Origin of the sequence: Nonomuraea terrae (genome assembly GCF_044465245.1) — a bacterium.
GTDB classification, from domain to species: Bacteria; Actinomycetota; Actinomycetes; order Streptosporangiales; family Streptosporangiaceae; genus Nonomuraea; species Nonomuraea terrae.
Genome location: NZ_JBITLL010000004.1, coordinates 867,143 through 890,032, shown reverse-complemented (window position 1 = coordinate 890,032; position 22,890 = coordinate 867,143). Strand labels below are relative to the sequence as shown.

Sequence of the window (22,890 nt, the reverse complement as noted above, 5' to 3'; positions counted from 1 at the left end):
TGAAAAGTATGGAAGTGGTGCATACGGCGCGCATGGTCCTATCCAGGGTCACGATGGACGATTTGGACGCCGTCCACGAAATCCACTCCGACCCGCGGACCAGCGTGTACCACCCCGGCGGGCCGGTGACCGACCGGGAGTCGAGCCGGGCCATGCTCGACCTGTGGGTGGCCGACTGGTCCCAGCGCGGCATCGGCTACTGGGCGGCCCGCCTGAAGGAGCAGGACGAGGTGATCGGCTTCGGCGGGCTGCGCCAGGCGATGGTGGACGGCGACGAGGTGCTCAACCTGTACTACCGGTTCCGCCCGTCGGCCTGGGGCCACGGGTACGCGGTCGAGCTCGCCCGCGCCGCCCTGCGCGTCGGCAAGGCCCTCGGACCCGTCGTGGCGGTGATCCGCGACGTCAACGAGCCGTCCCACCGGGTGGCCGAACGCGTGGGCATGCGCAGAGACCGTACGATCCCGTACGGCGGCGTGCCGAGCGACGTCTACGTCGCCTAGCCCTTCGCGGCACGCGCCCGCCACAGGTAGCCCAGCAGCACCGCCACGCCCGTCACCCCCTGGGCCAGCAGGTACGGCCCCAGGTCGGCGGACGGCGACGTCAGCGCGGTCAGAGCGGGCAGGCAGCCCAGCGCCGCCAGGTCGGCTCCGGCGACCGCCCAGAGCAGCACCCCGGTCGGAACCGCGCCCGCACCCGTCTCGATCACCGGCAGGGAGTGGTCGATCGGCCGCCGCCTGGCCATCCGCAACGCCCCCGCGGCCAGTGCCGGCGCCATCAGCGGCCCGAACACCCACCACATCCCCGCGCCGCCGTCCGGGACGTTCAGGGCGAGGGCGGCGGCGGCCCAGGCGCCGCTCAGCAGGGCGGGCAGCGCCGCGCGGGCGGCGAGTCCGGGGCGCAGTCCCACGCCCATCAACCGGGCCAGCGCCGGGTTGTCGGCGTCGCGGCGGGCTCCGGACACCGCCGTGGCCGCCACCGCCAGCGCCCCGCCCAGCACCGCGAAGCCGAAAGCCGTGGGGGAAGCGCCTGCCTGCGCCAGCACCGCCGGCAGCGGGGCCGTCGCCGCGATGACCGCCAGCCGTCCCGGCCTGCGGGCCACCCGCACCCACTCCGTCCACGCGAGGGCCGGCGGCGCGGGCGGCTTCGGCCAGCGACGGGAGACGAGCGTCCTGGAGCGCCAGTGGGTGTCCTCGGCGATCCACGTGAACACGCTCGGGTCCAGCCCCACGGTCGCGTCCGCGACGTGGCCGGCCCGGGTGGAGGCGGTCACGAGGTCGCGCGACGGGATCCGGTCGAGCGACATCCATGCCCGCCCGGCCAGCATCCCGGAGACCGCGACGGCCCCGGCGACGGCGGCGGCGACCGCGGTCAGGGGAGCGCCGGCTGTGACGGCGAGCACCGTCCGCAGTTGCCCGCTCACGGCCACCACGGCCACCACGAGCAGCGCGGCCACCGTCGCCGTCAGCCAGAACTGCCACGTCTGCGACGATTGCCCGAGCACGGCCAGCGCCATCCCGCCGACGGTCGCCGACACGCCGAGGACCAGAGCGCCGAGCACCCGCCACACGAGCTGGTCCGGCGCGCCCAGCACCGCCAGCAGCGCCACCCCCAGCAGCAGTCCCGCCACGAGCGCGACCAGGCCGAGCATCCGTGCGGTGCGGCTCAGCAAGCTCCGCCGGTGCAACGGCGTGAGCAGCAGCCAGGAGGCGTCGGCCGGGGGCACGAAGAGCGGTCCCGCCATGCGGGCGGCCGCCAGGAAACCGGCCACCGCGACGGCCAGCAGCGCCGCCCCCGCTCCCACGCGCGCGGGATCGACCGGCGCGGCCAGCCCGGCGAGCACGCCGGACACCGGCTGACCGGCCACGGCGACGATCATGGCGATCCCGAACACGGCGACGTAGCGGTCGGCCAGGCCGGTGGTTCCGCGCCCGCGCGAGCGCAGATACGTCCGTACCTCCTGGACGCGGGTCATGCGGCCACCCCCGTCGGCGGGACCCGGCGGGCGCGCTCGGCCAGGCCGGGGTCGTGGGTGGCCATCAGGACGGTGCCGCCCTCATGCGCGTACTCCTCCAGCAGATCGCCCAGGCGGGCGCGGAAGGCGGCGTCGAGGCCGCGTTCCGGCTCGTCGAGCAGCAGCAGCGTGCTGGGCCTGAGCAGGGTCGCGGCCAGCGAAAGGCGCTGGCGCTGGCCGGTGGACAGGTTGAGCGGCACCGCGTCGGCCCGCTCCGCCAGCGCGAACTCCTCCAGCGCGGCGTCCACCGTCATCCGGGCTTCGGCGTGCACGGCGGCCACGAGTTCGAGGTGTTCGCGCGTGGTGAGCGCGGGATACCAGGCCGGCTCCTCGAACAGCAGCCCCACCCGGCCCCAGAATCCGGCGTCGTCGGCCGGCGGCTCCCCGAACACCAGGACCTGCCCGTCCGTGGCGGGCTGGAGGCCGGCGACGCAGCGCAGCAGGGTCGATTTGCCCGAGCCGTTCGGGCCGACGATCGCCACGATCTCACCGGGCGACACGTGCAGTTCCATGCCCCGGAGCACGGGGTTGCCTCCGAGATCGACCGTGAGGCCGTCGAGGTCGATGATCGCGTCGTACACCGTTCGAGCGTATCCAGCGGGATCGCCCGCCGCGCGGGCTCATCTTCGGTGCGTCAGCCGCGCGGCCCTTGCCGCGGGGGAGTTCATGGCGCGCGTCCTCCGCGGCGCGGCGCATGGGACCTCGCGCGCACGCGGATCCCCGGCGGCGTAAGGGATTCCGGCGCGATTCTGTCGGTGCCGTCGTCTACCTTCTCTTCTCGAACGCCTGTGCGACTGGAGGGTGACGTGATTGCTTCTGAGCGCTTCGAGCGCGCCGCGGTGCTGGGGGTGGCAGTGGCGGAGGAGGCCAGACGGCTGCTCCGGCTCCACCTGGCCGAGGGCGAGGCCGGCGACGACGGCACGGTCATGGTCGACGTTCCCTACCCCGACGCGGCCGTGGTGACGGCGCTGCTCGACGTGGCGGCCGACTGCTTCGGCGAGCGGGGCGCCTCGGTCGAGGAGACCCGGCAGGCGGCGCTGGAGACGTTGTTACAGCTCGCCGGGTTCGACGAGGAGTCGCAGCTCAACTCGGGCGCGCCAGGCCATGACGGTAGGCGTACGTGACGGCCTGGGCCCGGTCCCTCAGGTGGGCCTTGGCGAAGAGGTTGTTGATGTGCGTCTTGACGGTGGCCTCCGTGACATGGAGGCGGCCGGCGATCTCGGCGTTCGACAGGCCGTCCGCGATGAGGGCCAGCACCTCGCCCTCGCGCGGGGTCAGCCCGTCGGGCAGGTCCGCGCCGCGTCCCGCCGGGGCGGGCCTCACCCGTGTGGGCGCCATGCTCTCCAGCAGGCGCCGCTGCACGGACGGGTCGAGCTGCGCGTCGCCGCGCACGACGGTGGCGACGGCCCGGGCGATGTCGTCGGCGTCGGCGTCCTTGGTGAGGAAACCGCGCGCGCCCGCCCGCAGCGCGGCGAAGACGGAGTCGTCGTCGGAATACGTGGTCAGCACCACGACCTGGGTCTCCGGGTACGCGGCGCGGATGCGGCCGGTGGCCTCGACGCCGTCCATGCGCGGCATGCGCAGGTCCATGAGCACCACGTCCGGTCGTTCTTCCTCGACCAGCCGCAGTGCCGCCTCGCCGTCGCCCGCCGAGCCGACCACCTCGATGCCCGGCAACAGCCCGAGCAACAACACCAGCCCTTCCCGCACCACGGCCTGGTCATCGACCACAACGACTCTGGTCACGGCGTCACCTCCTGGGGTCCGGGCAGCCGATGCTGGTGTTCGGCCCGCTGGTGTCGGGCCAGGCCATGCACCTGCCGGACCTCCGCCATCCGCCCCGCCCCGTGGGGGCCGCTCCATCGGCCGCGCCGGACGGCGCAGCATCCGCCGCGCGTCGCGCTCCTGCGTCGGCCGTCCCCAGCCTGCGCCCGTGGGGGCGCGGCGCCCGCGTCATGCCGGGACTCGCAGGTGTACGAGGAAGGAGCCGTCCCGTTCGCCGGCCATCAGGGTGCCGCCGAGCAGTTCGGCGCGTTCGCGCATGCCCATCAGGCCGTGGCCGCCGCCGGGGGAGCCCTCGCCGTCCGAGAACGGGTTCGTGACGCGCAGATCGCACCACGACCGATCGCACGACAGCTCGACCGTGGCCGGGCTGCCGGGGGCATGGCGGCGTACGTTCGTGAGCGCTTCCTGGGCGGTGCGGATGAGGGTGAGCTCGGTCTCCGGCGCGAGCCTTCGCTCCAGCCCGCGGACGCGCAGCGCACACTCCTGCTGCGTGGCGCTCTCGAACTCACCGGTCAGCGCGCGCAACGCCTCTGGCAGCGGGGGAGGGCTCTCGCGCAGCGCCGACACCGCCCGCCTGGCCTCGTCGAGCCCCGACTTGGCCAGATCGCGGGCGCGGGTCACCCGGTCGAGGGCCTCGGCCGTACGCTCCGCGCGGAGCAGCAGCTTGGCGCCCTCCAGGTGGACGAGCTGGGCCGAGAGGGAGTGGGCGAGGATGTCGTGGAGCTCCCTGGCGATCCTGGCCCGCTCGGCGAGCACCGCCTCACGTGCCTCGGCCGCCCTGGCGGCCTTGCGCTGCCTGGCCGCGTACGCGATCAGGAAGATCATGCAGACGCTGAGCATGGCGGTGAGGTCCTGGGCGGGGAAGCCGTCGAGGACGCCGACCACGAGCAGTCCCCCGACGGCCAGGATCCCGACCGGCATCGACTGGCGCAGGGGGAAACGGGTCGCCACGAGGGTGACGCAGAACAGCAGGGCCCCGACCGCCGCACCGTCCCGGCTGATGGCGAAGAGGATGTCGGAGAGAATCACCGCCAGCCCAAGCGCCACCAGCGTGAGCGGCACACCGAACACCGACGCCTTGGCCGCGCTCTTCGAGAGCCCTGCCGCGAGACGCGACGCCCGCGCCGTACGTGGCGAGGGCTCAGGCGCAGCCTGCGACGTGTCCGCCCCACCCCGAGAGAGCTCCGGTGCGGGGTGAGACGTCTCCGCGCCTCGCCAGACCTCTGCCGCGGCCCGCGACGGGTCCTTCGTGTCCTGCGAGGGCTCGCGACGCGAGCCCCTGAGGGGCTCTGTCGAGCGCTCCGGCGCGTGCCCTGGCGTGAGGAGCGACGTGCCGTCCGTTGGCTGCGGGGGCTCGGTCGGATGCGAGCCTTCGAGGGGCTCTGGCGCGAGGTCGGGCGCGGGGTTCGCGGTGCCCTGGGATGGTCTGCGGACGCCGCGCAGCGGCAGCCGGAACGCGATGGCGAGGAGAGTGACGGCGAGCGCTCCGGTGACGACCGCGACGGCCAGGCCCGGGCCGGTCGGGCCAGGTGCGGGGGCGGACCGCACCTGGGCGATGATCAGCAGTGCGACCGCCCCGCCCCGCAGCACGAACGGGACGATCCTGGCAAGCGCGCGAATCACCTCTCGACGGTATCCGGTCGCCCGTCCATGGAGATGAGAGCCCGTCCGCGACGGGCGACGAGGTACGCCTGGACGCCGATGGTGAGGCCGACGAACAACAGGATGCCGCCCGCGGACGGGGCCAGGCCGAGCCACTGCCCGGCGGCGTACAGGCCGAGGCGGACCGCGATCGAGGTCACCCACGCCACCAGGGTCCAGCCCGTGCCCTTCGCCCAGGCGACGCCCGAGTCGTCCAGCCACACGCGTGTGGTTGCCGCGCGCCACACACCGAGCGCCACGGCGCCGAGGGCTTCGACGGCGAACAGGGCGAGGCTCAGCGCGGGGTGCACCGGGTCGAGGAGCCCGCCCATGACGACGCCGGCGACGATCATGGCACCGGCGGTGTAGAGCACGCCGAGCCTGCCCGCGCGGCGGGTCCTGAACTGGCGGTAGATGACGAACGCGACGGCGAGGAGGACAAGGAGGGAGATCTCTGTCGTTTGCACGGCAACGACGCTAGAGACGCGAGGGCCGCACCGGATCGGCCCGCGGGTTGAGAGCACGAATCTCCACCCTGGGGTGGAGGCCGGAAACGGGTCGCCCGGGGAGACGGCCATCGGTTAGCGTCCAGGCATGCGCATTTTGTCGGTGAACGTCGGACAATCGTTCGAGGCTGATTGGGCGGGAAAGCTCGGGCGTACGGCGATCGACAAGCGGCCGGTCACGCATCGGGTCGAGGTGACGGGCCACGGGCTGGCGGGGGACGAGCGCGCCGACAAGAAGCACCACGGCTCACCTGACCATGCCGTCTACTCCTACGCCAGGGAGGACTACGACTGGTGGGCGTCCGAGCTGGGCAGGCCGTTGCGCGCGGGCCAGTTCGGCGAGAACCTCACCACGTCCGGCGTCGACCTCAACGGCGCCCTGCTCGGCGAACGCTGGCGGGTGGGCACGGCCCTGCTGGAGGTGACCGGCCCCCGGATCCCATGCGTGGTGTTCCGCAACTGGATGGACGAGCCCGGCTGGCTCAAACGCTTCACGGCGGCGGGCCGCACGGGCGCCTACCTACGCGTGGTCGAGCCCGGACTTCTCGGCCAGGGGGACGAGGTGGAAATCGTCTTCCGCCCGGAGCTCGGCGCGACCGTGACGGACGCGTTCCGAGCCCGCCACGGCGACAAGAACGCCATGCAGCGCATCCTCACCATCCCGGACCACGACCCCAAGTGGGACGCCCTCGCCGCCCGCACCCTCACCTGAACGGCCCAAGCCCCGATCGGACACCGAACAGCGGTGCCCTCACCACCCTGTCCACGCCGACAGGCGGGATGAGCCTGCCGAACGCGCCCGCCCGAGGTAGCCGAACAGCTGACCAGGCACGGTGAAACCTGGCCGCCACGCGTCGGCCAACGGCGACGGCGCACGGAGGGCACCGCGATGGGTGAGTGGAGGTAAGGCGTGCGCTGCCTGTGCGGGCGGGGTTGCGCGATGGCACGTACCGCCCCCCAAGCCGCGTGGCCGACGCTGCCCCCGGCAGAAGTGGGACGAGACGCCGGCCTCGCGGGCGCCAACGCCGGATGGGTAGGGCGCCGGCGAGGTGTGGTGGGGGTGGATGTCGATGTCCCGGCACGGGGCGGTGTTGGCGGGGAGCCGGGGCGTACAGGGCGGGAAAGGGAGGGGCCGGACGTTCGGGGCCCGGAATGGAGGGGTCGGCGCCGGACTGTGTACAGCGCCGATGAGGAGGGAGTCAGCGCCGGATGGGTGGGGCGCCGGCGGGGTGTGGTGGGGGTGGATGTCGATGTCCCGGCATGGGGCGGTGTTGGGGGGAGCCGGGGCGTACAGGGTGGGAATGGGAGGGGTCGGCGCCGGGGAGCCGAGGCGTACAGGGGGGAATGGTAGGGGTCGGCGCCGGACCGGGCGTTCGCGGCCCGGAGTGGAGGGGTCGGCGCCGGACCCGGCGTGCAGGGCGGGAGGGGGAGTGGGCGGCGGCGTCAGCGGAGGATCGTGTAGAGGGCTGAGGTGAGGGAGGCTTTCGCGTCGTCTTGGTCGATGGACCAGAGCATCGAGCCGCCGAGGCCCTTCAGGCGGATGTACGCGGCCTTCTGCAGCATGATCGCCGGGTCGTCGTACGACCAGAACTCGTTGCCGTCGTAGAGCCACATGGCGCCCGTGCGCAGGTCGCGGTGGCGCTTGCCGGGTTTGGCGACGAGGTCCTTGTAGTCCTCGGTGCCCGGGGCCCACTTGCCCGGAGCGGGGCCGGTGGCGGGCTGGTAGAGGCCGTCGCGGGAGCCGGTGACGCCGGTCCAGCCCTGGCCGTACGCGGGCACGCCGACGACGATCTTGCGCGCGGGCGCCCCACGGGCCAGGTAGTCGCGTACGGTCTGGTCGACGCTGTACTTCACCGGGTTCGGGTCGCGCCGGTCGGTCAGCAGGTTGCTCTGGTGCCCGGTCTGCGGCTCCCAGGTGCCGTGCAGGTCGTACCCCTGGATGGTGGCGAAGTCGAGTTGCTTGAACACCCGGCGCACCTCGTAGCCGGCGTCGATCTTCGCCGCCGCGGCCGGGAGGAAGGCCGTGAGCTCCGCCTTCTGGGAGAACTGGCGAAGCTGGTCACGCAGTTCCTCCACGAACAGGGTGAAGTTCCGCTTGTCCTCGGGCCTGATGACGTTGCCCTCGGCTCCGGAGGAGCCCGGCCACTCCCAGTCCAGGTCGATCCCGTCGAACACGCCGGCGCCCGCCCCCGGCTCCAGACCCGGCAGGTTGCCGCGCAGCCACAGGTCGATGCACGAAGCGGCCAGCTTCGTCCGGGACTCCGGGGTGAGCACCGCGTCGGAGAAGTGCGCCGAGCCGGTCCAGCCGCCCAGCGAGATCATCGTCTTGAGCCCGGGATGCTTGGCCTTGAGCTTGCGGAGCTGGTTGAGGTTGCCGTTGAGCGCCTGGCCGGGCGCGTCCGCGACGCCGTCCACGCTCTGTTCGGCCGGGACCGGGCGCTGCCAGTCGGCCCACGGGTCGGAGGAGTAGCACGTGGCGTCGGCGCTGACGAAGCCGAACGCGTAGTTGAGGTGGGTGAGCTTGGCCGCGGCGCCGGTGACGTCGACGTCCCTGACGTGGTAGTCGCGGCCGTAGACGCCCCATTGGATGAAGTACGCGACCCGTTGGAAGTCGGTCCGGGCCTCGGCGGGCACGGAGAACGCCGTGAGGCCGAGTAAGAGGGACAGGGCTAACAGGATCTTCTTGTGCACGCGGGGCTCCATGGGACGGCGTACTTATAGGAAACTTTCCTATAAGTCAGACGGATCGTAGATCCCCGGCCTGCCACCGTCAACGACCCGGGCACCCTCCGGGGACGGGCACACTGGAAGCGTGCCTTCGACCCTGCCTGACGGCGATCCCGCGCCCGCCTCGGGCGAGCTGCCCGACAGCGCCCTGAGCGGCCTCGGCGAGCGTCCGTTCGGCTTCTACGTGCACGTGCCGTTCTGCGTGACGCGATGCGGCTACTGCGACTTCAACACCTACACCGCGGCCGAGCTCGGCCCCGGCGCCTCGCAGCGCGACTACGCCGACACGGTCGTCGAGGAGATCCGCCTGGCCCGCCGCGTCCTCGGCACGGCCGACGTGCCGGTGGAGACGGTGTTCTTCGGTGGCGGCACGCCTACCCTGCTGCCCCCCGAAGACCTCGCCGGCATCCTCGCCGCGATCGACTCCGAGTTCGGGCTCAAGCCGGGCGCCGAGGTCACCACGGAGGCCAACCCCGAGTCGGTGGATCCGTCGTACCTGGAGAAGCTGCGCCACGGCGGGTTCAACCGCATCAGCTTCGGCATGCAGAGCGCCCGCGAGCACGTCCTGGAGGTCCTCGACCGCCGCCACACGCCCGGCAGGCCCGCGGCGGCCGTACGCGAGGCCAGGCAGGCCGGGTTCGACCACGTCAACCTCGACCTGATCTACGGCACGCCCGGCGAGTCCGACGACGACTGGCGGGCCTCGCTGACCGCGGCGATCGAGGCCGGGCCCGACCACGTGTCGGCGTACTCGCTGATCGTCGAGGAGGGCACGCGGCTGGCGGTCAGGATCAAGCGCGGCGAGCTGCCGATGCCCGACGACGACGTGGCCGCCGACCGCTACCTCCTCGCCGACGAGCTGCTCGCCGAGGCCGGATTCGGCTGGTACGAGGTGTCCAACTGGGCCGTGTCCGACGCCGCCCGCTGCCGGCACAACCTGCTCTACTGGACCGGTGGTGACTGGTGGGCCGCCGGCCCGGGCGCCCACAGCCACGTCGGCGGCACCCGCTGGTGGAACGTCAAACACCCGGCCGCCTACGCACGACGCCTGGCCGCCGGTGACTCGCCCGCCCACGCCCGCGAGGTGCTCGAAGCCGACGACCGCGCGGCCGAGCGTCTCATGCTGGAGCTGCGGCTGTCGTCCGGCTACCCGCTGGCCGACGTGGCGCCCGGGGCGCGCACGGTCGTGGCGAGCGCCCTGGCGCGCGGTCTGCTGGAGCCGGAGCCGTTCAGGGCGGGCCTGATGGTGCTCACGCTGCGAGGGCGGTTGCTGGCCGACGCCCTCGTCAGGGACCTGCTGGTCTAGGTGATCATGCGCAGGGCGATCGGATAGCGGTACTTCTCGCCCCTGTTGGCCGCGATGGCAGCCTGGATCTGGAAGATCAACGACAGGATCCAGACGACCGGCAGCACCAGGAACCCGATGAAGACGAGCATCAGGGCACCGGCCACCATGTATCCGATGAACATCGTGATCTGGAAGTTGAGCGCCTCGGCGGCCTGGTCCCTCACGTAGGGGGACTCGTCCTTCTTCATCAAGTAGATGATCAGCGGGCCGAGCCACGACACCAGCAGGCCCAGCAGGTGGGAGAGCATCGCCATGTTCGTGTCGTCGGTGCCGGGGCGGGGGCCGAACCGTCCCGGGATGTACGGCTCGCCAGGCGCGCCGTAGCCGGGGCCGTAACCCGGCGGAGGACCGTATCCAGGCGGAGGCCCGCCGTACCCCTGCTGCCCGTAACCCTGCTGGCCGTAACCGTCGTAGCCCGCGGGCTGCCCGTACCCCTGCTGCCCGTGGCCCTGGCCGTAGTCAGAGGCCTGCCCGTAACCATTGGCCTGCCCGTATCCCCCGGGTTGCCCGTAACCGCCGGCCGCGCCGTAGCCGGAGGACTGACCGTATCCGCCGGACTGCCCGTAGCCGGGCGGCTGCCCGTATTCAGGCTGAGAACCCGACTGTTGCCCGTACATGGGCTGAGAACCCGGCTGTTGTCCGTATGCGGGTTGGGAGCCCGGTTGTTGTCCGTACGGGGGCTGAGAACCCGGCTGTTGTCCGTATGCGGGTTGGGAGCCCGGTTGTTGCCCGTACGGGGGCTGGGAGCCCGGCTGTGGGCCGTATCCGGGGGGAAGGTCGGCGGGGGTGACGCGGCGCGTGGCGTCGTCGTCGGGCGGCTGCGGCGGGTCCTGGCTCATGGGGTCTCCGTTACGAAGTCGATCAGTTCTTCCACCCGGCCGAGCAACTCCGGCTCCAGGTCCGTGTACGTCGAGACCGCCCCGAGGATCCGTCGCCACGCCTCGGCGGGCTCCATCCGCCAGCCCAGGGCGGCGATCACGCCCTCCTTCCAGGGCACCCCGCGCGGCACGTCCGGCCAGGCGGGGATCCGCAGCACGGACGGTTTGACGGCCTGCCAGATGTCGATGTAGGGGTGGCCCACCACCAGCACGTCCGGCGAGGTGATCTCGGCGGCGATCCTGCTCTCCTTGGAGCCGGGCACCAGGTGGTCGACCAGCACGCCGAGCCGCCGCCCCGGTTCGGGGCCGAACTCCGCCACGATGGCCGGCAGGTCGTCCACGCCTTCCAGGTATTCGACGACCACCCCCTCGACCCGCAGGTCGTGACCCCAGATCTTCTCCACGAGGGCGGCGTCGTGCACGCCCTCCACGTAGATCCGGCTCTCCCTGGCCACCCTCGCCCGCAGCCCCTGCACGGCGATCGAGCCGGACGCGCTGCGCCGGGGGCCCGCGGGGGTCGCCGTCGTGGGGCGTACCAGGGTCACGGGTTTGCCCTCCAGCAGGAAGGCGGCGGGAGCGAGCGGGAACAGCCGGCGCCGGCCGAAGCGGTCTTCGAGCGTGACGGCCTCCTTGTCGCAGGCCACCACCGCGCCGCAGAAGCCGCTGTCGGCGTCCTCCACGACGAGGTCACGCTCGGCGGGCACCTTCGGGATCTTGCCCTTGCCCGGCCGCCGCCAATTTCCTGCCAGCACATCGCCGTCGTACACACGGGGGACCGTAGCAAATCACCCCGTCACCGCAAGGTGCTTACGGGTGATGTTCCGGCGTATCAGGACGAAGACGGTGCCGGCGACGGCGACGAGCAGGCCGGCGGCGGGTACGAGCAGCGGCAGCAGGCCGGAGACGCCGCCGGGGGTGGAGAGCAGGTCGCGGCCGACGCCGTACCGTACGGCGGCCTGCTCGTCGTCGACGCAGGTGAGCCGGTACTCGCCCCTGGCCGGCGCGTTGATCACCAGGAACTGCCGCCACACGACGCCGTCCGAGGTGACCGCCTCGGTGCCGGTGGTCTTGGCGAGCCTGGCCTGGCCGGTGATGGAGCATTCGTAGGTGATCGGCGTGTCGCTGGCGATGTACACGGCGGGCTTGTCGGCCGGGTCGACCGGCACCGTGACGCTCTCCCCGGAGGCGAACGTCCGCGTCGGCGCCGCGCCCGCCACGCCGCCGCCCGGCAGGACGAACACCCCGGCCGCCGCGCACGCCACGAACACGCCCCAGACGACCGCAAGCCACCACAGCCCAGGCTTTATCGCTTTGGAGTTGATTCGTGGCGGAAATTGGGGTTGTTGGCCGTATTGTCCGTACTGAGATGACGGGCCGAACGGCGTGGGCTGCTCGTACGGCGGCGGCCACGTCCCCGGCTGCCCCTGGCCGGGCTGTACGCCGTACTGAGGAGGCAACTGACCGTGGTGCCCTGGCGGGCGGCCGTACGACGGAGGCCGGGATTCGTCGGTCATGTGCGCAAGTGTGAGGCCTGTCGCGTCATGGAAGCCAGCAGCAGTTAGGGACGCGGTGTTATCGCACCTTGTGGGCCGGAGCCGTACACTTGGCACTCGGGAACACAGAGTGCTAGACGCCGCGTTTTCCCGAAAGAGACAGAGGCAGGAGGTGAGCACGTGCTCGACGATCGGAAACTGGCGGTGCTCCGCGCCATTGTCGAAGACTACGTGTCCACCAACGAACCGGTGGGCTCCAAGGCGCTCGCCGAGCGTCACAACCTGAAGGTCTCCCCGGCGACGGTCAGGAACGACATGGCCGCGCTGGAGGAGGAAGGCTACATCACCCAGCCGCACACCAGCGCCGGGCGCGTGCCGACCGACAAGGGCTATCGGCTCTTCGTCGACCGGCTCTCGCAGATCAAGCCGCTGTCGGCGGCCGAGCGCAGGGCCATCGAGACGTTCCTCGCCGGCGCGGTCGACCTCGACGACGTGGTCACCCGCACGGTCCGGCTGCTCGCCCAGCTGACCCGGCAGGTGGCGGTCGTGCAGTACCCGACGCTGACCCGCTCGACCGTCCGGCACGTCGAGCTCGTCCCCCTCAACGAGCGCCGGGTCATGCTCGTGCTGATCACCAACACCGGCCGAGTCGAGCAACGCGTCATCGAGCTGCCCGAAGAGGTGGAGGACACCCGCATCGCGCACCTGCGTGCCGTGCTCAACTCCTGCCTCGACGGCTGCGGCCTGAGCAGCGTTCCGGAGCTGGTCTCCGACCTGCCCGAACGCCTCCCCGTCGAAGACCGCCCCGCCGCGGCCACGATTCTGTCGGTGCTCCTCGAGACGCTCGTCGAGCGGCACGACGAGAAGATCGTGTTCGCCGGCGCGGCCAACCTCGCCGGCGCCGACTTCTCCATCGGCCTGCGCGACGTGCTGGAGGCCCTGGAGGAGCAGGTGGTGCTGATGCGGCTGCTCGGCGAGACCACCTCAGACATCCCGTCCGCACTCACCGTCCGCATCGGCTCGGAAAACCCCTACCTGCGGGGCACGTCCGTCGTCGCGACGGGATACGGTTCTGGCGACAACCAACTGGCCCGGCTCGGCGTGCTGGGACCGACCAGGATGGACTATCCCGTGACAATGGGCGCCGTACGCGCGGTGGCACGCTACGTCAGCCAGATCCTGGCTGCATCATAAGAGGTCGATAAGTGGCAAACAGCGACTACTACGCCACCCTCGGGGTGCGCCGTGACGCAAGTCAGGACGAGATCAAGAAGGCGTATCGCCGTCTCGCCCGCGAGCTGCACCCTGACGTGAACCCGGATCCGCAGACACAGGAGCGGTTCAAGGAGATCACGCAGGCCTACGAGGTGCTGTCCGACCCGAACAAGCGCCAGATGTACGACCTGGGTGGCGACCCGTTCGGCGGCGCGGGAGCGGGCGCCGGAGCCGGCGGCTTCGGCGCGGGCTTCCCGTTCAGCGACATCATGGACGCCTTCTTCGGCACGGCCGCGGGCGCCCGGGGCCCGCGCTCGCGCGCCCGGCGGGGCCGCAACGCCACCATCCGGGTCGAGCTCGACCTGCGCGAGACGGCGTTCGGCACCACCCGCGAGCTGGTCGTCGACACTGCCGTGCTCTGCGAGGTGTGTCATGGGGCCGGCGCCGCGCCCGGCACCCACCCCGACACCTGCGACATGTGCAGCGGGCGGGGCGAGATCTCCCAGGTCACCCGGTCGTTCCTGGGCCAGGTCATGACCTCGCGCCCGTGCCCGCAGTGCGGCGGCTTCGGCACGATCATCCGCCACCCCTGCCAGGAGTGCTCCGGCGACGGCCGCGTCCGCACCCGCCGTACGATCAAGGTCCGCATCCCCGCGGGCGTCGAGGACGGCACCCACATCCAGCTCGCCGGGGAGGGCGAGATCGGCCCCGGCGGCGGCCCGCCCGGAGACCTCTTCCTCGAGATCGTGGAGCGACCGCACGAGATCTTCGAACGGCGCGGTGACGACCTCCACTGCACCGTCCAGATCCCGATGTCGGCCGCCGCGCTCGGCACCGTGCTCACCGTCGAGACCCTCGACGGCCCCGAGGAGATCGACGTCCGGCCCGGCACGCAGTCCGGCCAGGTCATCACCATGTTCGGGCGCGGGGTGCAGCGGCTCAACGAGTCCGGCCGCGGCGACCTGCTCATCCACGTCAACGTCGAGACTCCGAGCCGTCTCGACGCCGCCCAGGAGGAGCTCCTGCGCGAGCTGGCCAAGCTGCGCGGCGAGGAGCGGCCGCCGGGCAAGTTCGCGCCGGGGCAGCAGGGCTTCTTCTCCCGGCTGCGCGACGCCTTCAACGGCAGGTGACGTGACCGTCCCGGTCTTCCTGGCGGAGGAGGCCCAGGAGCTCGACGGGCCGGAGCTGACGCTCGCCGGCCCGGAAGGCCGCCACGCGGCCTCCGTACGCCGTCTGCGTCCCGGCGAGCGGGTCGACCTGACCGACGGCGCCGGAGCGGTGGCCGAATGCGTCGTGCTTGAGACGCTGAAGGACGCCCTCCGCCTGGAGGTGCTCCACCGCTACGCCGTCGAGCCGCCCCGGCCCCGGCTGGTCGTCGTCCAGGGCCTGCCCAAGGGCGACCGGGGCGAGCTGGCCGTCGAGATGATGACCGAGGCCGGCGTCGACGTGATCGTGCCCTGGGCCGCCTCGCGGAGCATCACCCAGTGGAAGGGCGACAAGATCGCCAAGGCGCTCGGCCGCTGGCGTTCCACGGCGCGCGAGGCGGGCAAGCAGGCCCGCAGGTTCCACCTGCCGCAGGTCGCCGATCTCCACTCGACCGCGCAGGTCGAACGCCTGCTGTCGGAGGCCGCGCTGGGGTTGGTGCTGCACGAGGAGGCGGCCGAGCCGCTGTCAGGGGTGGCGTTGCCCGCCGGCGGCGACATCGTCGTGGTCGTGGGGCCCGAGGGCGGCGTGTCGGAGCAGGAGCTGGCCGCGTTCCGGGCGGCGAAGGCCGTTACGGTGCTGCTGGGGCCGACGATTCTGCGGACGTCCACGGCGGGCGTGGCCGCGGCGGCGGTGCTGCTCAGCCGTACGGGGCGCTGGTGAGCGAACCGAGCCCGTAGGGCGTCAGGGCGTGGTCTGGGGCTCGTCCACGAGAGGGCTCGCGGCTTCGGTGGGGGTTTCGGTCAGAGCATCGTCCGGAGGGCACTGCTCGGCGGGACACTCCGAGGGCGGCACGCTCGCGTCGAGCGCGGTGGGCGTCGGCGTGGGTGAGATCGTGGGACAGTCGGTCTGCTCGGCGGCCTGCGGAGACGGACACTCGGAAGTCGTCGGGGTCGGCGAGGGCGACGGCCTGCTGGTGGACTCCGCCCTCCTGGTCGGCTTCGGCGCCGGCGACCGGGACGTCTCGGGCACCACGGCCGGAAACGACGGGGCGGTCTGCTCCGGAGGTGGTGGCTGCGACCTTGTGGTGGAGGAGTTGGACGGCACCTCGTCGGTCGTCTCCTGGCGCGCCGGCTGCACGAACTGCTGGTCGACGATCTGCGAGCGCAGCTGCGGCACGGCCATCACGATCGTCCCCGCCACCAGGACGGCACTGCCTGCGGCCGCGCCGGCCCGCCACCAGAACAGGCTGCGCGCGCTGCGCCGCTGGATGCGGGCACGGATGATGTCCAGTCCGTCCGGCGAGGGCACGACCGCGTCCGCCTCCGCTCGGAGCGCACGGCGCAACAGGTCGCCGTACTCGTCGGGGGGCTGGGTCATGACATTTTCTCCAGGACCGATCTCAAGGCGGCCATGCCACGCGCGGTGTGGCTCTTGACCGCCCCCTTGCTGATGCCCATGGCATGGGCGATCTCAGCTTCGGACAGATCACCGTAGTAGCGTAGAACCAGTGCTTCTCGCTGCCGGGTCGGCAAGGCTCGTAACGCCTCGATTACAGCGGAGCGTTCCAACTCACCGATGGCGCCGTTCTCGGCGCTCGGCGCGTCGGGCAGGCCCTTCGGAGCGTACTTCTCGACGACCGCGCGGTGACGCAGCACGGACCTGGATCGGTTGACGACGGACTGACGCAGGTAGGCGAGTGCCTTGTCGGGGTCACGCAGCCTACGCCAGGCACCATGGATGGCGACGAACGCATCCTGCACGACTTCCTCGGCGGTTGCTATATCGCGCACCAGCAACACAGCGAGACGCACCAACGACCGGAAATGCGCACTGTAGAGCGCCGTCACGGCCATGTCGGCATCCCACCCGACCGGCACCGCCCCCATCGACCTGTCGGCCAGAAGGGTTTCGGTGGTCACATCAGTGGGACGCGCGGCCTTCCCAGAGGGTTTACGCTCTTCCGGTTCTGGAGGTTTCCCCGGTTCGTTAGGGTGCATTACCCAGTCGTGTCCTCGCCAGGTGGCGCTCGCCCGACCCTGAATCGTCCTATTTTTTGCTGAAGTGTCGCACACTCACCCTAACCGCGCGGATCTTCCCGTGCACGACACAGCCGATTACCGATTCGCAACGGAACCGGCCCGCGGACACGGTCTCGATAGGGTGATCAGGTGACTGATTGCCTCTTCTGCAAAATTGTCGCCAAGGAGATTCCCGCCGAGATCGTTCATGAAACCGGCAGGACGCTGGCGTTCCGTGACATCAACCCGCAGGCCCCGACCCACGTGCTGGTCGTTCCCAAGCAGCACCACCCCGACGCCGCCGCGCTGGCCAGGGCCGACGACGGCCTGGCCGACGACGTGCTCAAGACCGCCCACGCGGTCGCCGTCCAGGAGGGCGTGGCCGAGGGCGGCTACCGCGTGGTCTTCAACACCGGCCCCGGCGCGGGCCAGACCGTCTTCCACGTCCACGCCCACGTGCTCGGAGGCCGCCCGCTGACCTGGCCGCCCGGCTGAACCACCCGCCGGCTGCCGGGCCGGGCGATATTGACGAGAGCAATCGTCCTGGTCCCGGATACGATGGGCGGAGAAGCACACTGCAAGAGACCGGGAGGCATCAGGCCGCTGGCCTGCCCATGTCCGAACTACACGAATCCCGACGCACGGCACCTCCCTCGCGCACCCAAGCCAAGGTGCTGATTCCGGACGAATACCCGATGGTCAGCCTCCTCGGCTCCCGAGACGAGTTGCTACGCGTGATCGAGGGCGCCTTCAGGGCCGACATCCACGTACGCGGCAACGAGATCACCGTCACCGGCAGCCCCGACGAGAGCGGCACCGTGGTGCGGCTCTTCGAAGAGCTGGTCGAGGTGCTGCGCAGCGGCGGAGAGCTCACGCCCGACGCGGTCGAGCGGAGCATCGCGATGCTGCGCATGACCTCCGACCGGCCCGCCGAGGTGCTCTCGCTCGACATCCTCTCCTCGCGCGGCCGCACCATCCGCCCCAAGACGGTCAACCAGAAGCGCTACGTCGACGCGATCGACCAGCACACGGTCGTGTTCGGCATCGGCCCGGCCGGCACCGGCAAGACCTACCTCGCGATGGCCAAGGCCGTGCGGGCGCTGCAGGAGAAGCGGGTCAACCGCATCATCCTGACCCGTCCCGCGGTGGAGGCGGGCGAGCGGCTCGGCTTCCTGCCCGGCACGCTCTACGAGAAGATCGACCCCTACCTGCGGCCGCTCTACGACGCGCTGCACGACATGGTCGACCCCGACTCGATCCCGAAACTCATGGCCGCCGGCACGATCGAGGTCGCACCCCTCGCGTATATGCGGGGTCGCACCCTCAATGACGCGTTCATCATCCTCGACGAGGCCCAGAACTCCTCGGCCGAGCAGATGAAGATGTTCCTCACCCGGCTCGGGTTCAACTCGAAGATCGTGGTGACGGGTGACGTCACGCAGGTCGACCTGCCCTCGGGCACGGTCAGCGGTCTGCGGGTCGTCCAGGAGATCCTCGAGGGCATCCCCGACATCCACTTCGCCCACCTGTCCAGCGCCGACGTGGTCCGCCACAAGCTGGTCAGCGACATCGTGGACGCGTACGGGCGTTACGACGCCATGCAGGAGCCCAAGCGCCTGCAGCAGCAACGGGGAAGGCGACGGGTGAGCGACCGTGAGCACTGAGATCAACAACGAGTCGGGCGTCGGGGTCGACGAGGAGAGCCTGACCGCCCTGGCCGCCCACGTCCTGGCCGAGATGGGCATCAACCCGCTGGCCGAGCTGTCGATCGTGGTGGTCGACGAGGAGGCCATGGCCGAGCTGCACGAGAAGTGGATGGGCGAGCCGGGGCCGACCGACGTGCTGGCGTTCCCGATGGACGAGTTGCGTCCCGGGGGCGGCGCGCGTGGTGAGTCCGACGCCCCGGCCGATCCCGCGCTGCTCGGTGACGTGGTGCTCTGCCCGCAGGTGGCCGCCCGGCAGGCCGAGGAGGCCGGCCACAGCGCCGCCGAAGAGCTCGAACTGCTGTGCACCCATGGCATCCTCCACCTGCTCGGTTACGACCACGCTGAGCCGGAGGAGCACAAGGAGATGTTCGGACTGCAGGCCCGGCTCCTCGAGTCGTGGCAGGAGGTGCGCAACTCGCGGTGAACGTCTGGTTGTTGTCGGCCATCGCGCTGGTGATCGTCGGTGGCCTGATCGCCAGTGCGGAGACGGCGCTGACGCGCATCTCCCGGGTGCGCGCCGACGAGTTCGCGCGTGAGGCCAGGCGGGGGGCCGCGAGGCTGCGGGCCATCGTGACCGACCCGCCGCGCTACCTCAACCTGCTCCTGCTGTTGCGGCTGAGCTGTGAGCTGGTCGCGACGGTCATCGCGACGCTGCTGTTCATCGACCTGATGCACGACCAGGGCTGGGCGTACGTGTGCGCCGCGGCCGTGATGATCGTCATCAGCTATGTGGTGGTCGGAGTGATGCCGCGTACGCTGGGCCGTCAGCACGCCGAGCCGGTCGCGCTGGCGAGCGCCCCCGTCGTGTACGGCCTGACCCGCATCTTCGGCCCCCTGCCCAAGCTGCTCATCCTGCTCGGCAACGCGCTGACGCCGGGCAAGGGGTTCCGCGACGGGCCGTTCACCTCGGAGGCGGAGCTGCGCGACCTGGTCGACCTGGCCGAGGAACGCCGGGTGATCGAGCCGGACGAGCGCGAGATGATCCACTCGGTGTTCGAGCTGGGTGACACGCTCGTGCGCGAGGTGATGGTGCCGCGCACCGACATGGTCTACATCGAGCGTGGCAAGTCACTCAACCAGGCGCTCTCGCTGGCGTTGCGCAGCGGTTTCTCCCGCATCCCGGTGGTGGGGGAGAACGAGGACGACGTCGTCGGCATGGCGTACCTGAAGGACATCGCCCGCAAGATCCACGAGTCGGGCGAGGACGGGGCCAAGGACACCGTCGAGTCCGTCATGCGACCTGCCGCGTACGTGCCGGAGAGCAAGCCGATCGACCAGCTGATGCGGGAGATGCAGGCCCGGCAGATCCACATCGCCGTCGTCATCGACGAGTACGGCGGCACCGCGGGTCTCGTGACGATCGAGGACGTCCTGGAGGAGATCGTCGGGGAGATCACCGACGAGTACGACCAGGAGGCGCCTCGCGTGGAGCCCATGCCCGACGGCGGCATGCGGGTGACCGCCCGGATGCCGGTCGACGAGCTGGGCGAGCTGTTCGACACCGAGATCGAGGTCGACGACGTCGAGACGGTGGGCGGACTGCTGGCGCACGCGCTGGGGCGGGTTCCGATCGCGGGCTCGCACGCGCGGGTGGCCGGGTTGTCGCTGACCGCCGAGAGCCTGGCGGGGCGCCGTAACCGCATCAGCACGGTGGTGGTCCGCCGTGCCGAGGCGCCGGCGGGTGACGTCGTCCCGGCCGCGGCCGAACGCGAGTGACGAGCGGCAAATCGGGGCAGATGCCGCAAGCGTTCTACAAGTCTTCTGCAAGCCGGGTCCGGCACTCTGAACTCACGGCATCCAGTGCGGTGGGTGCCCGAGGGGAAGCGTCCGAGGGCCGGGTGGGGTTCGCGGCCCGAGGACGCCCCTGGGGGGACGACAGCGTCCCGGCTGGTCAGCCGGCTGTGGCGCTGATCGGCGTAAAGGGTGCTCCCGTCCGAAATATTCGGACGGGGGCGCCCTTTTTGCATATTCGGTGGGTTGTCGCATTCGTCGGTTGGGGAGGTTGCCGGGCAAAAGGGGGGATCATGAGACGAAAACGGGGGATCTTCGCCGGAGTGCTGCTGACGGGCGTTCTGGCGGGATGCGGGGGAGCCGAGAGAGTCCACGACCCGCACGCCATGGCGCAGCTGCACGAGCTGGTCAGCAAGGGGCCGCAACTGCCCGACGGCTTCACGGTCAGGCCGGAGCCGGCGTGGCGGCTGCCGTTCGCGAAAGGCGACAAGGACTGCCGGGCGCTGCTGGAGCCCGCCGGCGGCAGGGCGCCGGGCGAGGCGCTGACCGCGCAGGTCGCGGTCAGTTACCGGGGCTACGACCTGGGCGAGCAGGCCGGGGTGGGCCTGGCCCGGTACGCCGACGCGCAGGCCGGGGGGCATCTCGACGAGCTGGCCGGGGCGATGCGGGAGTGCCGGACCGTACGGACCGCCACGGGGACGCACCTGCGGCTGCTGGAGCTGCCGATCGGGAACGTCGGCGACGAGGCCGTGGGCGCGCGGCTGCGCGGACGCCTCAACGGCTACCCGTACGCACTGGACGTCGTGCTGACGCGGGTGGGGGACACGCTGGTGTCCGTGGTGCACACGGGCCTGGAGGACGTGGACGCCGCGCGTACCCGGCAGGTGGTGGATGCGGCCATCTCCATGGCGAGCGCCTAACCTGTTCCCCGTGACTCTCGATCCTGAAGACAGCAAGATCATTACGCTGGCCCGGTCGGCCAGGGCGCGCAACGGCTCCGCCGAGGGGGCCGCCGTCCGCGACGAGACCGGCCGCACGTACGCCGCCACGAACGTGGCGCTGGACGCGCTGACCCTGTCGGCGGTGCAGGTGGCGGTGGCCATGGCGATCTCCAGCGGGGCGCGGTCGCTGGAGGCCGTCGCGCTGGTGAGCGAGGGCGCGCCGAGCCCGGCCGACGAGGCCGTGGCCGCCGAGCTGGGCGTCAAGTCACTGCTCGTGGCCGGCCCCGACGGGACCCTGCGGGGCTGACATGCCGATGTCCCCGTTCCTCGCGCGGTTGCGCGAGAAGGTCGGCACCGACCTGATCATGCTGCCGTCGGTGTCCGGCTTCGTGTTCGACGACGCGGGCCGGCTGCTCCTTGCCCGGCACGGCGACGTGGGGCTCTGGGCGGCGCCAGGCGGCGGCGTCGACCCCGGCGAGCGGCCGGAGGAGGCCGTGGTCCGGGAGCTGAAGGAGGAGCTCGGCATCGCCGTCGAGGTGCGCGGCCTGATCGGCGTGTACGGCGGCCCCGAGTTCCACACGGTCTACCCCAACGGCCACGAGGTCGGCTACGTCATCGCCGCGTACGGCTGCGCGATGGTCTCGGGCGACCCCGAGCCCGACGGCGTGGAGATCAACGATTTCCGGTGGGCGGCGGAGCCCGAGGTGGCCGAGCTCGACACGACCGCCTGGATGCCGGTGGTGGTCCCCCAGGCGTTCGCCTGGTGGCGTGAACACGCCCGCTGATGGGACACAATGCACATGTGACTTCGCCAGACAGCCATCGCGCCGGATTCGCCTGCTTCGTGGGGAGGCCGAACGTCGGCAAGTCGACGCTGATGAACGCCCTGGTCGGTACGAAAGTGGCGATCACGTCGTCCAAGCCGCAGACGACCAGGCGCGTCATCAGGGGCATCGTGCACCGCCCTGACGCCCAGCTCATCATCGTCGACACCCCCGGCCTGCACCGCCCGCGCACGCTGCTCGGGGAGCGGCTCGACAGCCTGGTGCTGTCCACGCTCACGGAGGTCGACGCGATCGGCTTCTGCGTGCCGGCCAACGAGCCGATCGGCAAGGGCGACCGGTTCATCGCCGACAAGCTGTCGGCCGTGAAGAAGACGCCGGTCATCGCGGTGGTGACCAAGTGCGACCTGGCGAGCAGGGAGCAGATCGCCGAGCAGTTGCTCGCGGTGTCGCAGGTGGCGGAGTTCGCGGCGATCGTGCCGGTCTCGGCGCAGTCGGGCGAGCAGCTCGACGTGCTGGCCGACGTGCTGATCGAGCACATGCCGGAGTCGCCGCCGCTCTACGAGGGCGGCCAGCTGACCGACGAGCCGGAGCAGGTGCTGGTCGGAGAGCTGATCCGGGAGGCGGCGCTGGAGGGCGTACGCGACGAGCTGCCCCACTCGATCGCCGTGGTCGTCGACGAGATGCTGCCCCGCGAGGGGCGTGACGACCTGCTCGACATCTACGCCCACATGTTCGTCGAACGGCCCTCGCAGAAGGCGATCGTCATCGGGCACAAGGGCGAGCGGCTGCGCGACGTCGGCACCAGGGCCCGCAAGCAGATCGAGGCGCTGCTCGGCACCCGCGTCTACCTCGACCTGCGGATCAGCGTGGCGAAGGACTGGCAGCGCGACCCCAAGCAGCTGCGCCGCCTCGGCTTCTACGACTGAGCCCCGCGCGTGGCGCCACGGCCTCCTGGCGGT

At 71.4% G+C, this 22,890-nt stretch carries 26 protein-coding genes; 15 read left to right on the top strand and 11 right to left on the bottom strand.

What is annotated here, in order from left to right:
• Nucleotides 1–8: 8 nt before the first annotated feature.
• A complete protein-coding gene (locus ACIBP6_RS22415) occupies nucleotides 9–500 on the top strand; it encodes a GNAT family N-acetyltransferase (protein ID WP_397054934.1) in 492 nt (163 codons plus the stop codon).
• Here the strand turns inward: ACIBP6_RS22415 and ACIBP6_RS22410 are convergent.
• Nucleotides 497–1,972: a DUF6297 family protein gene (locus ACIBP6_RS22410; protein WP_397054932.1), complete on the bottom strand. Its 1,476-nt coding sequence runs from the start codon at nucleotides 1,970–1,972 to the stop codon at nucleotides 497–499. The genes ACIBP6_RS22415 and ACIBP6_RS22410 overlap by 4 nt on opposite strands.
• A complete protein-coding gene (gene ccmA / locus ACIBP6_RS22405; protein WP_397054930.1) occupies nucleotides 1,969–2,592 on the bottom strand; it encodes a heme ABC exporter ATP-binding protein CcmA in 624 nt (207 codons plus the stop codon). Before ccmA ends, ACIBP6_RS22410 begins: the two co-directional genes overlap by 4 nt.
• 225 nt (nucleotides 2,593–2,817) lie before the next feature.
• Here ccmA and ACIBP6_RS22400 point away from each other — a divergent pair, with 225 nt between their 5' ends.
• Nucleotides 2,818–3,135, top strand: coding sequence for a hypothetical protein (locus ACIBP6_RS22400; RefSeq protein WP_132615326.1), 318 nt, complete (start codon nucleotides 2,818–2,820; stop codon nucleotides 3,133–3,135).
• Here ACIBP6_RS22400 and ACIBP6_RS22395 read toward each other — a convergent pair.
• The 3 genes from ACIBP6_RS22395 to ACIBP6_RS22385 form a co-directional block, all read right to left on the bottom strand.
• Nucleotides 3,095–3,757: a response regulator gene (locus ACIBP6_RS22395; protein ID WP_397054928.1), complete on the bottom strand. Its 663-nt coding sequence runs from the start codon at nucleotides 3,755–3,757 to the stop codon at nucleotides 3,095–3,097. The genes ACIBP6_RS22400 and ACIBP6_RS22395 overlap by 41 nt on opposite strands.
• A 207-nt stretch (nucleotides 3,758–3,964) precedes the next feature.
• Nucleotides 3,965–5,419, bottom strand: a complete 1,455-nt coding sequence (locus ACIBP6_RS22390) for a sensor histidine kinase (RefSeq protein WP_397054926.1) — start codon at nucleotides 5,417–5,419, stop codon at nucleotides 3,965–3,967.
• Nucleotides 5,416–5,904 carry a hypothetical protein gene (locus tag ACIBP6_RS22385; RefSeq protein WP_397054924.1) on the bottom strand — a complete coding sequence of 163 codons (489 nt, stop codon included), beginning with the start codon at nucleotides 5,902–5,904 and terminating at the stop codon, nucleotides 5,416–5,418. Before ACIBP6_RS22385 ends, ACIBP6_RS22390 begins: the two co-directional genes overlap by 4 nt.
• A 127-nt stretch (nucleotides 5,905–6,031) precedes the next feature.
• Between ACIBP6_RS22385 and ACIBP6_RS22380 the strand changes: the two genes are divergently transcribed.
• Nucleotides 6,032–6,655: an MOSC domain-containing protein gene (locus ACIBP6_RS22380; RefSeq protein WP_397054922.1), complete on the top strand. Its 624-nt coding sequence runs from the start codon at nucleotides 6,032–6,034 to the stop codon at nucleotides 6,653–6,655.
• 731 nt (nucleotides 6,656–7,386) lie between these two features.
• Here the strand turns inward: ACIBP6_RS22380 and ACIBP6_RS22375 are convergent.
• Nucleotides 7,387–8,634 carry a glycoside hydrolase family 18 protein gene (locus ACIBP6_RS22375; RefSeq protein ID WP_397054920.1) on the bottom strand — a complete coding sequence of 416 codons (1,248 nt, stop codon included), beginning with the start codon at nucleotides 8,632–8,634 and terminating at the stop codon, nucleotides 7,387–7,389.
• A gap of 121 nt (nucleotides 8,635–8,755) precedes the next feature.
• Here ACIBP6_RS22375 and hemW point away from each other — a divergent pair, with 121 nt between their 5' ends.
• Nucleotides 8,756–9,976: a radical SAM family heme chaperone HemW gene (hemW, locus tag ACIBP6_RS22370; protein ID WP_397054918.1), complete on the top strand. Its 1,221-nt coding sequence runs from the start codon at nucleotides 8,756–8,758 to the stop codon at nucleotides 9,974–9,976.
• Here hemW and ACIBP6_RS22365 read toward each other — a convergent pair.
• From ACIBP6_RS22365 to ACIBP6_RS22355, 3 genes are all read right to left on the bottom strand, one after another.
• Nucleotides 9,973–10,635, bottom strand: a complete 663-nt coding sequence (locus ACIBP6_RS22365; protein ID WP_397054916.1) for a DUF4870 domain-containing protein — start codon at nucleotides 10,633–10,635, stop codon at nucleotides 9,973–9,975. The genes hemW and ACIBP6_RS22365 overlap by 4 nt on opposite strands.
• A 218-nt stretch (nucleotides 10,636–10,853) precedes the next feature.
• Complete coding sequence (locus tag ACIBP6_RS22360) at nucleotides 10,854–11,663, bottom strand: DUF3097 domain-containing protein (RefSeq protein ID WP_187368150.1); 810 nt, start codon at nucleotides 11,661–11,663, stop codon at nucleotides 10,854–10,856.
• A gap of 18 nt (nucleotides 11,664–11,681) precedes the next feature.
• Nucleotides 11,682–12,164 (bottom strand): hypothetical protein, encoded by a 483-nt coding sequence (locus tag ACIBP6_RS22355; RefSeq protein ID WP_397054914.1) that lies wholly within the window; start codon nucleotides 12,162–12,164, stop codon nucleotides 11,682–11,684.
• Nucleotides 12,165–12,569: 405 nt separating this feature from the next.
• Between ACIBP6_RS22355 and hrcA the strand changes: the two genes are divergently transcribed.
• Genes hrcA through ACIBP6_RS22340 form a run of 3 tightly spaced genes read left to right on the top strand, consistent with a single transcriptional unit; the run spans nucleotide 12,570 to nucleotide 15,470 of the window.
• Nucleotides 12,570–13,583 carry a heat-inducible transcriptional repressor HrcA gene (gene hrcA, locus ACIBP6_RS22350; protein ID WP_132611261.1) on the top strand — a complete coding sequence of 338 codons (1,014 nt, stop codon included), beginning with the start codon at nucleotides 12,570–12,572 and terminating at the stop codon, nucleotides 13,581–13,583.
• Nucleotides 13,584–13,594: 11 nt separating this feature from the next.
• The gene (gene dnaJ, locus ACIBP6_RS22345) at nucleotides 13,595–14,734 is read left to right on the top strand and encodes a molecular chaperone DnaJ (protein ID WP_132611259.1); all 1,140 of its coding nucleotides are present in this window, start codon (nucleotides 13,595–13,597) and stop codon (nucleotides 14,732–14,734) included.
• A gap of 1 nt (nucleotide 14,735) precedes the next feature.
• Entirely contained in the window at nucleotides 14,736–15,470 is a 735-nt protein-coding gene (locus ACIBP6_RS22340; protein ID WP_397054912.1) for a 16S rRNA (uracil(1498)-N(3))-methyltransferase, read from the top strand.
• Nucleotides 15,471–15,491: 21 nt separating this feature from the next.
• Here the strand turns inward: ACIBP6_RS22340 and ACIBP6_RS22335 are convergent, their stop codons facing one another.
• Together ACIBP6_RS22335 and ACIBP6_RS22330 are read right to left on the bottom strand one after the other, a co-directional pair.
• Complete coding sequence (locus ACIBP6_RS22335) at nucleotides 15,492–16,127, bottom strand: hypothetical protein (protein WP_397054910.1); 636 nt, start codon at nucleotides 16,125–16,127, stop codon at nucleotides 15,492–15,494.
• The gene (locus tag ACIBP6_RS22330) at nucleotides 16,124–16,636 is read right to left on the bottom strand and encodes a SigE family RNA polymerase sigma factor (RefSeq protein ID WP_080047132.1); all 513 of its coding nucleotides are present in this window, start codon (nucleotides 16,634–16,636) and stop codon (nucleotides 16,124–16,126) included. The genes ACIBP6_RS22335 and ACIBP6_RS22330 overlap by 4 nt, the downstream gene beginning before the upstream one ends.
• A gap of 282 nt (nucleotides 16,637–16,918) precedes the next feature.
• Here ACIBP6_RS22330 and ACIBP6_RS22325 point away from each other — a divergent pair, with 282 nt between their 5' ends.
• From ACIBP6_RS22325 to era, 8 genes are all read left to right on the top strand, one after another.
• Nucleotides 16,919–17,263: a histidine triad nucleotide-binding protein gene (locus ACIBP6_RS22325; protein WP_397054908.1), complete on the top strand. Its 345-nt coding sequence runs from the start codon at nucleotides 16,919–16,921 to the stop codon at nucleotides 17,261–17,263.
• 119 nt (nucleotides 17,264–17,382) lie between these two features.
• On the top strand, nucleotides 17,383–18,432 hold the full coding sequence (locus tag ACIBP6_RS22320) for a PhoH family protein (RefSeq protein ID WP_132611253.1): 1,050 nt from the start codon (nucleotides 17,383–17,385) through the stop codon (nucleotides 18,430–18,432).
• Entirely contained in the window at nucleotides 18,422–18,898 is a 477-nt protein-coding gene (gene ybeY / locus ACIBP6_RS22315; RefSeq protein WP_132611251.1) for an rRNA maturation RNase YbeY, read from the top strand. The genes ACIBP6_RS22320 and ybeY overlap by 11 nt, the downstream gene beginning before the upstream one ends.
• Entirely contained in the window at nucleotides 18,895–20,190 is a 1,296-nt protein-coding gene (locus tag ACIBP6_RS22310) for a hemolysin family protein (RefSeq protein WP_397054905.1), read from the top strand. Before ybeY ends, ACIBP6_RS22310 begins: the two co-directional genes overlap by 4 nt.
• Before the next feature lie 308 nt (nucleotides 20,191–20,498).
• On the top strand, nucleotides 20,499–21,125 hold the full coding sequence (locus ACIBP6_RS22305) for a hypothetical protein (protein WP_397054903.1): 627 nt from the start codon (nucleotides 20,499–20,501) through the stop codon (nucleotides 21,123–21,125).
• On the top strand, nucleotides 21,097–21,453 hold the full coding sequence (locus ACIBP6_RS22300; protein ID WP_397054901.1) for a cytidine deaminase: 357 nt from the start codon (nucleotides 21,097–21,099) through the stop codon (nucleotides 21,451–21,453). Before ACIBP6_RS22305 ends, ACIBP6_RS22300 begins: the two co-directional genes overlap by 29 nt.
• Before the next feature lies 1 nt (nucleotide 21,454).
• Nucleotides 21,455–21,931: an NUDIX domain-containing protein gene (locus tag ACIBP6_RS22295; protein ID WP_132611243.1), complete on the top strand. Its 477-nt coding sequence runs from the start codon at nucleotides 21,455–21,457 to the stop codon at nucleotides 21,929–21,931.
• 17 nt (nucleotides 21,932–21,948) lie between these two features.
• Nucleotides 21,949–22,857: a GTPase Era gene (era, locus tag ACIBP6_RS22290; RefSeq protein WP_246074698.1), complete on the top strand. Its 909-nt coding sequence runs from the start codon at nucleotides 21,949–21,951 to the stop codon at nucleotides 22,855–22,857.
• Nucleotides 22,858–22,890: the final 33 nt, after the last annotated feature.

Excerpts from the sequence above, each read along its gene's own strand:
- ACIBP6_RS22415 (WP_397054934.1), top strand. The coding sequence starts at position 9 with ATGGAAGTGGTGCATACGGCGCGCATGGTCCTATCCAGGGTCACGATG.
- ACIBP6_RS22410 (WP_397054932.1), bottom strand. The coding sequence starts at position 1,972 with ATGACCCGCGTCCAGGAGGTACGGACGTATCTGCGCTCGCGCGGGCGC.
- ACIBP6_RS22380 (WP_397054922.1), top strand. The coding sequence starts at position 6,032 with ATGCGCATTTTGTCGGTGAACGTCGGACAATCGTTCGAGGCTGATTGG.
- ACIBP6_RS22365 (WP_397054916.1), bottom strand. The coding sequence starts at position 10,635 with ATGTACGGGCAACAGTCGGGTTCTCAGCCTGAATACGGGCAGCCGCCC.
- ACIBP6_RS22335 (WP_397054910.1), bottom strand. The coding sequence starts at position 16,127 with ATGACCCAGCCCCCCGACGAGTACGGCGACCTGTTGCGCCGTGCGCTC.
- ACIBP6_RS22330 (WP_080047132.1), bottom strand. The coding sequence starts at position 16,636 with ATGGGGGCGGTGCCGGTCGGGTGGGATGCCGACATGGCCGTGACGGCG.
- ACIBP6_RS22320 (WP_132611253.1), top strand. The coding sequence starts at position 17,383 with ATGTCCGAACTACACGAATCCCGACGCACGGCACCTCCCTCGCGCACC.
- ACIBP6_RS22305 (WP_397054903.1), top strand. The coding sequence starts at position 20,499 with ATGAGACGAAAACGGGGGATCTTCGCCGGAGTGCTGCTGACGGGCGTT.
- ACIBP6_RS22300 (WP_397054901.1), top strand. The coding sequence starts at position 21,097 with ATGCGGCCATCTCCATGGCGAGCGCCTAACCTGTTCCCCGTGACTCTC.
- ACIBP6_RS22295 (WP_132611243.1), top strand. The coding sequence starts at position 21,455 with ATGCCGATGTCCCCGTTCCTCGCGCGGTTGCGCGAGAAGGTCGGCACC.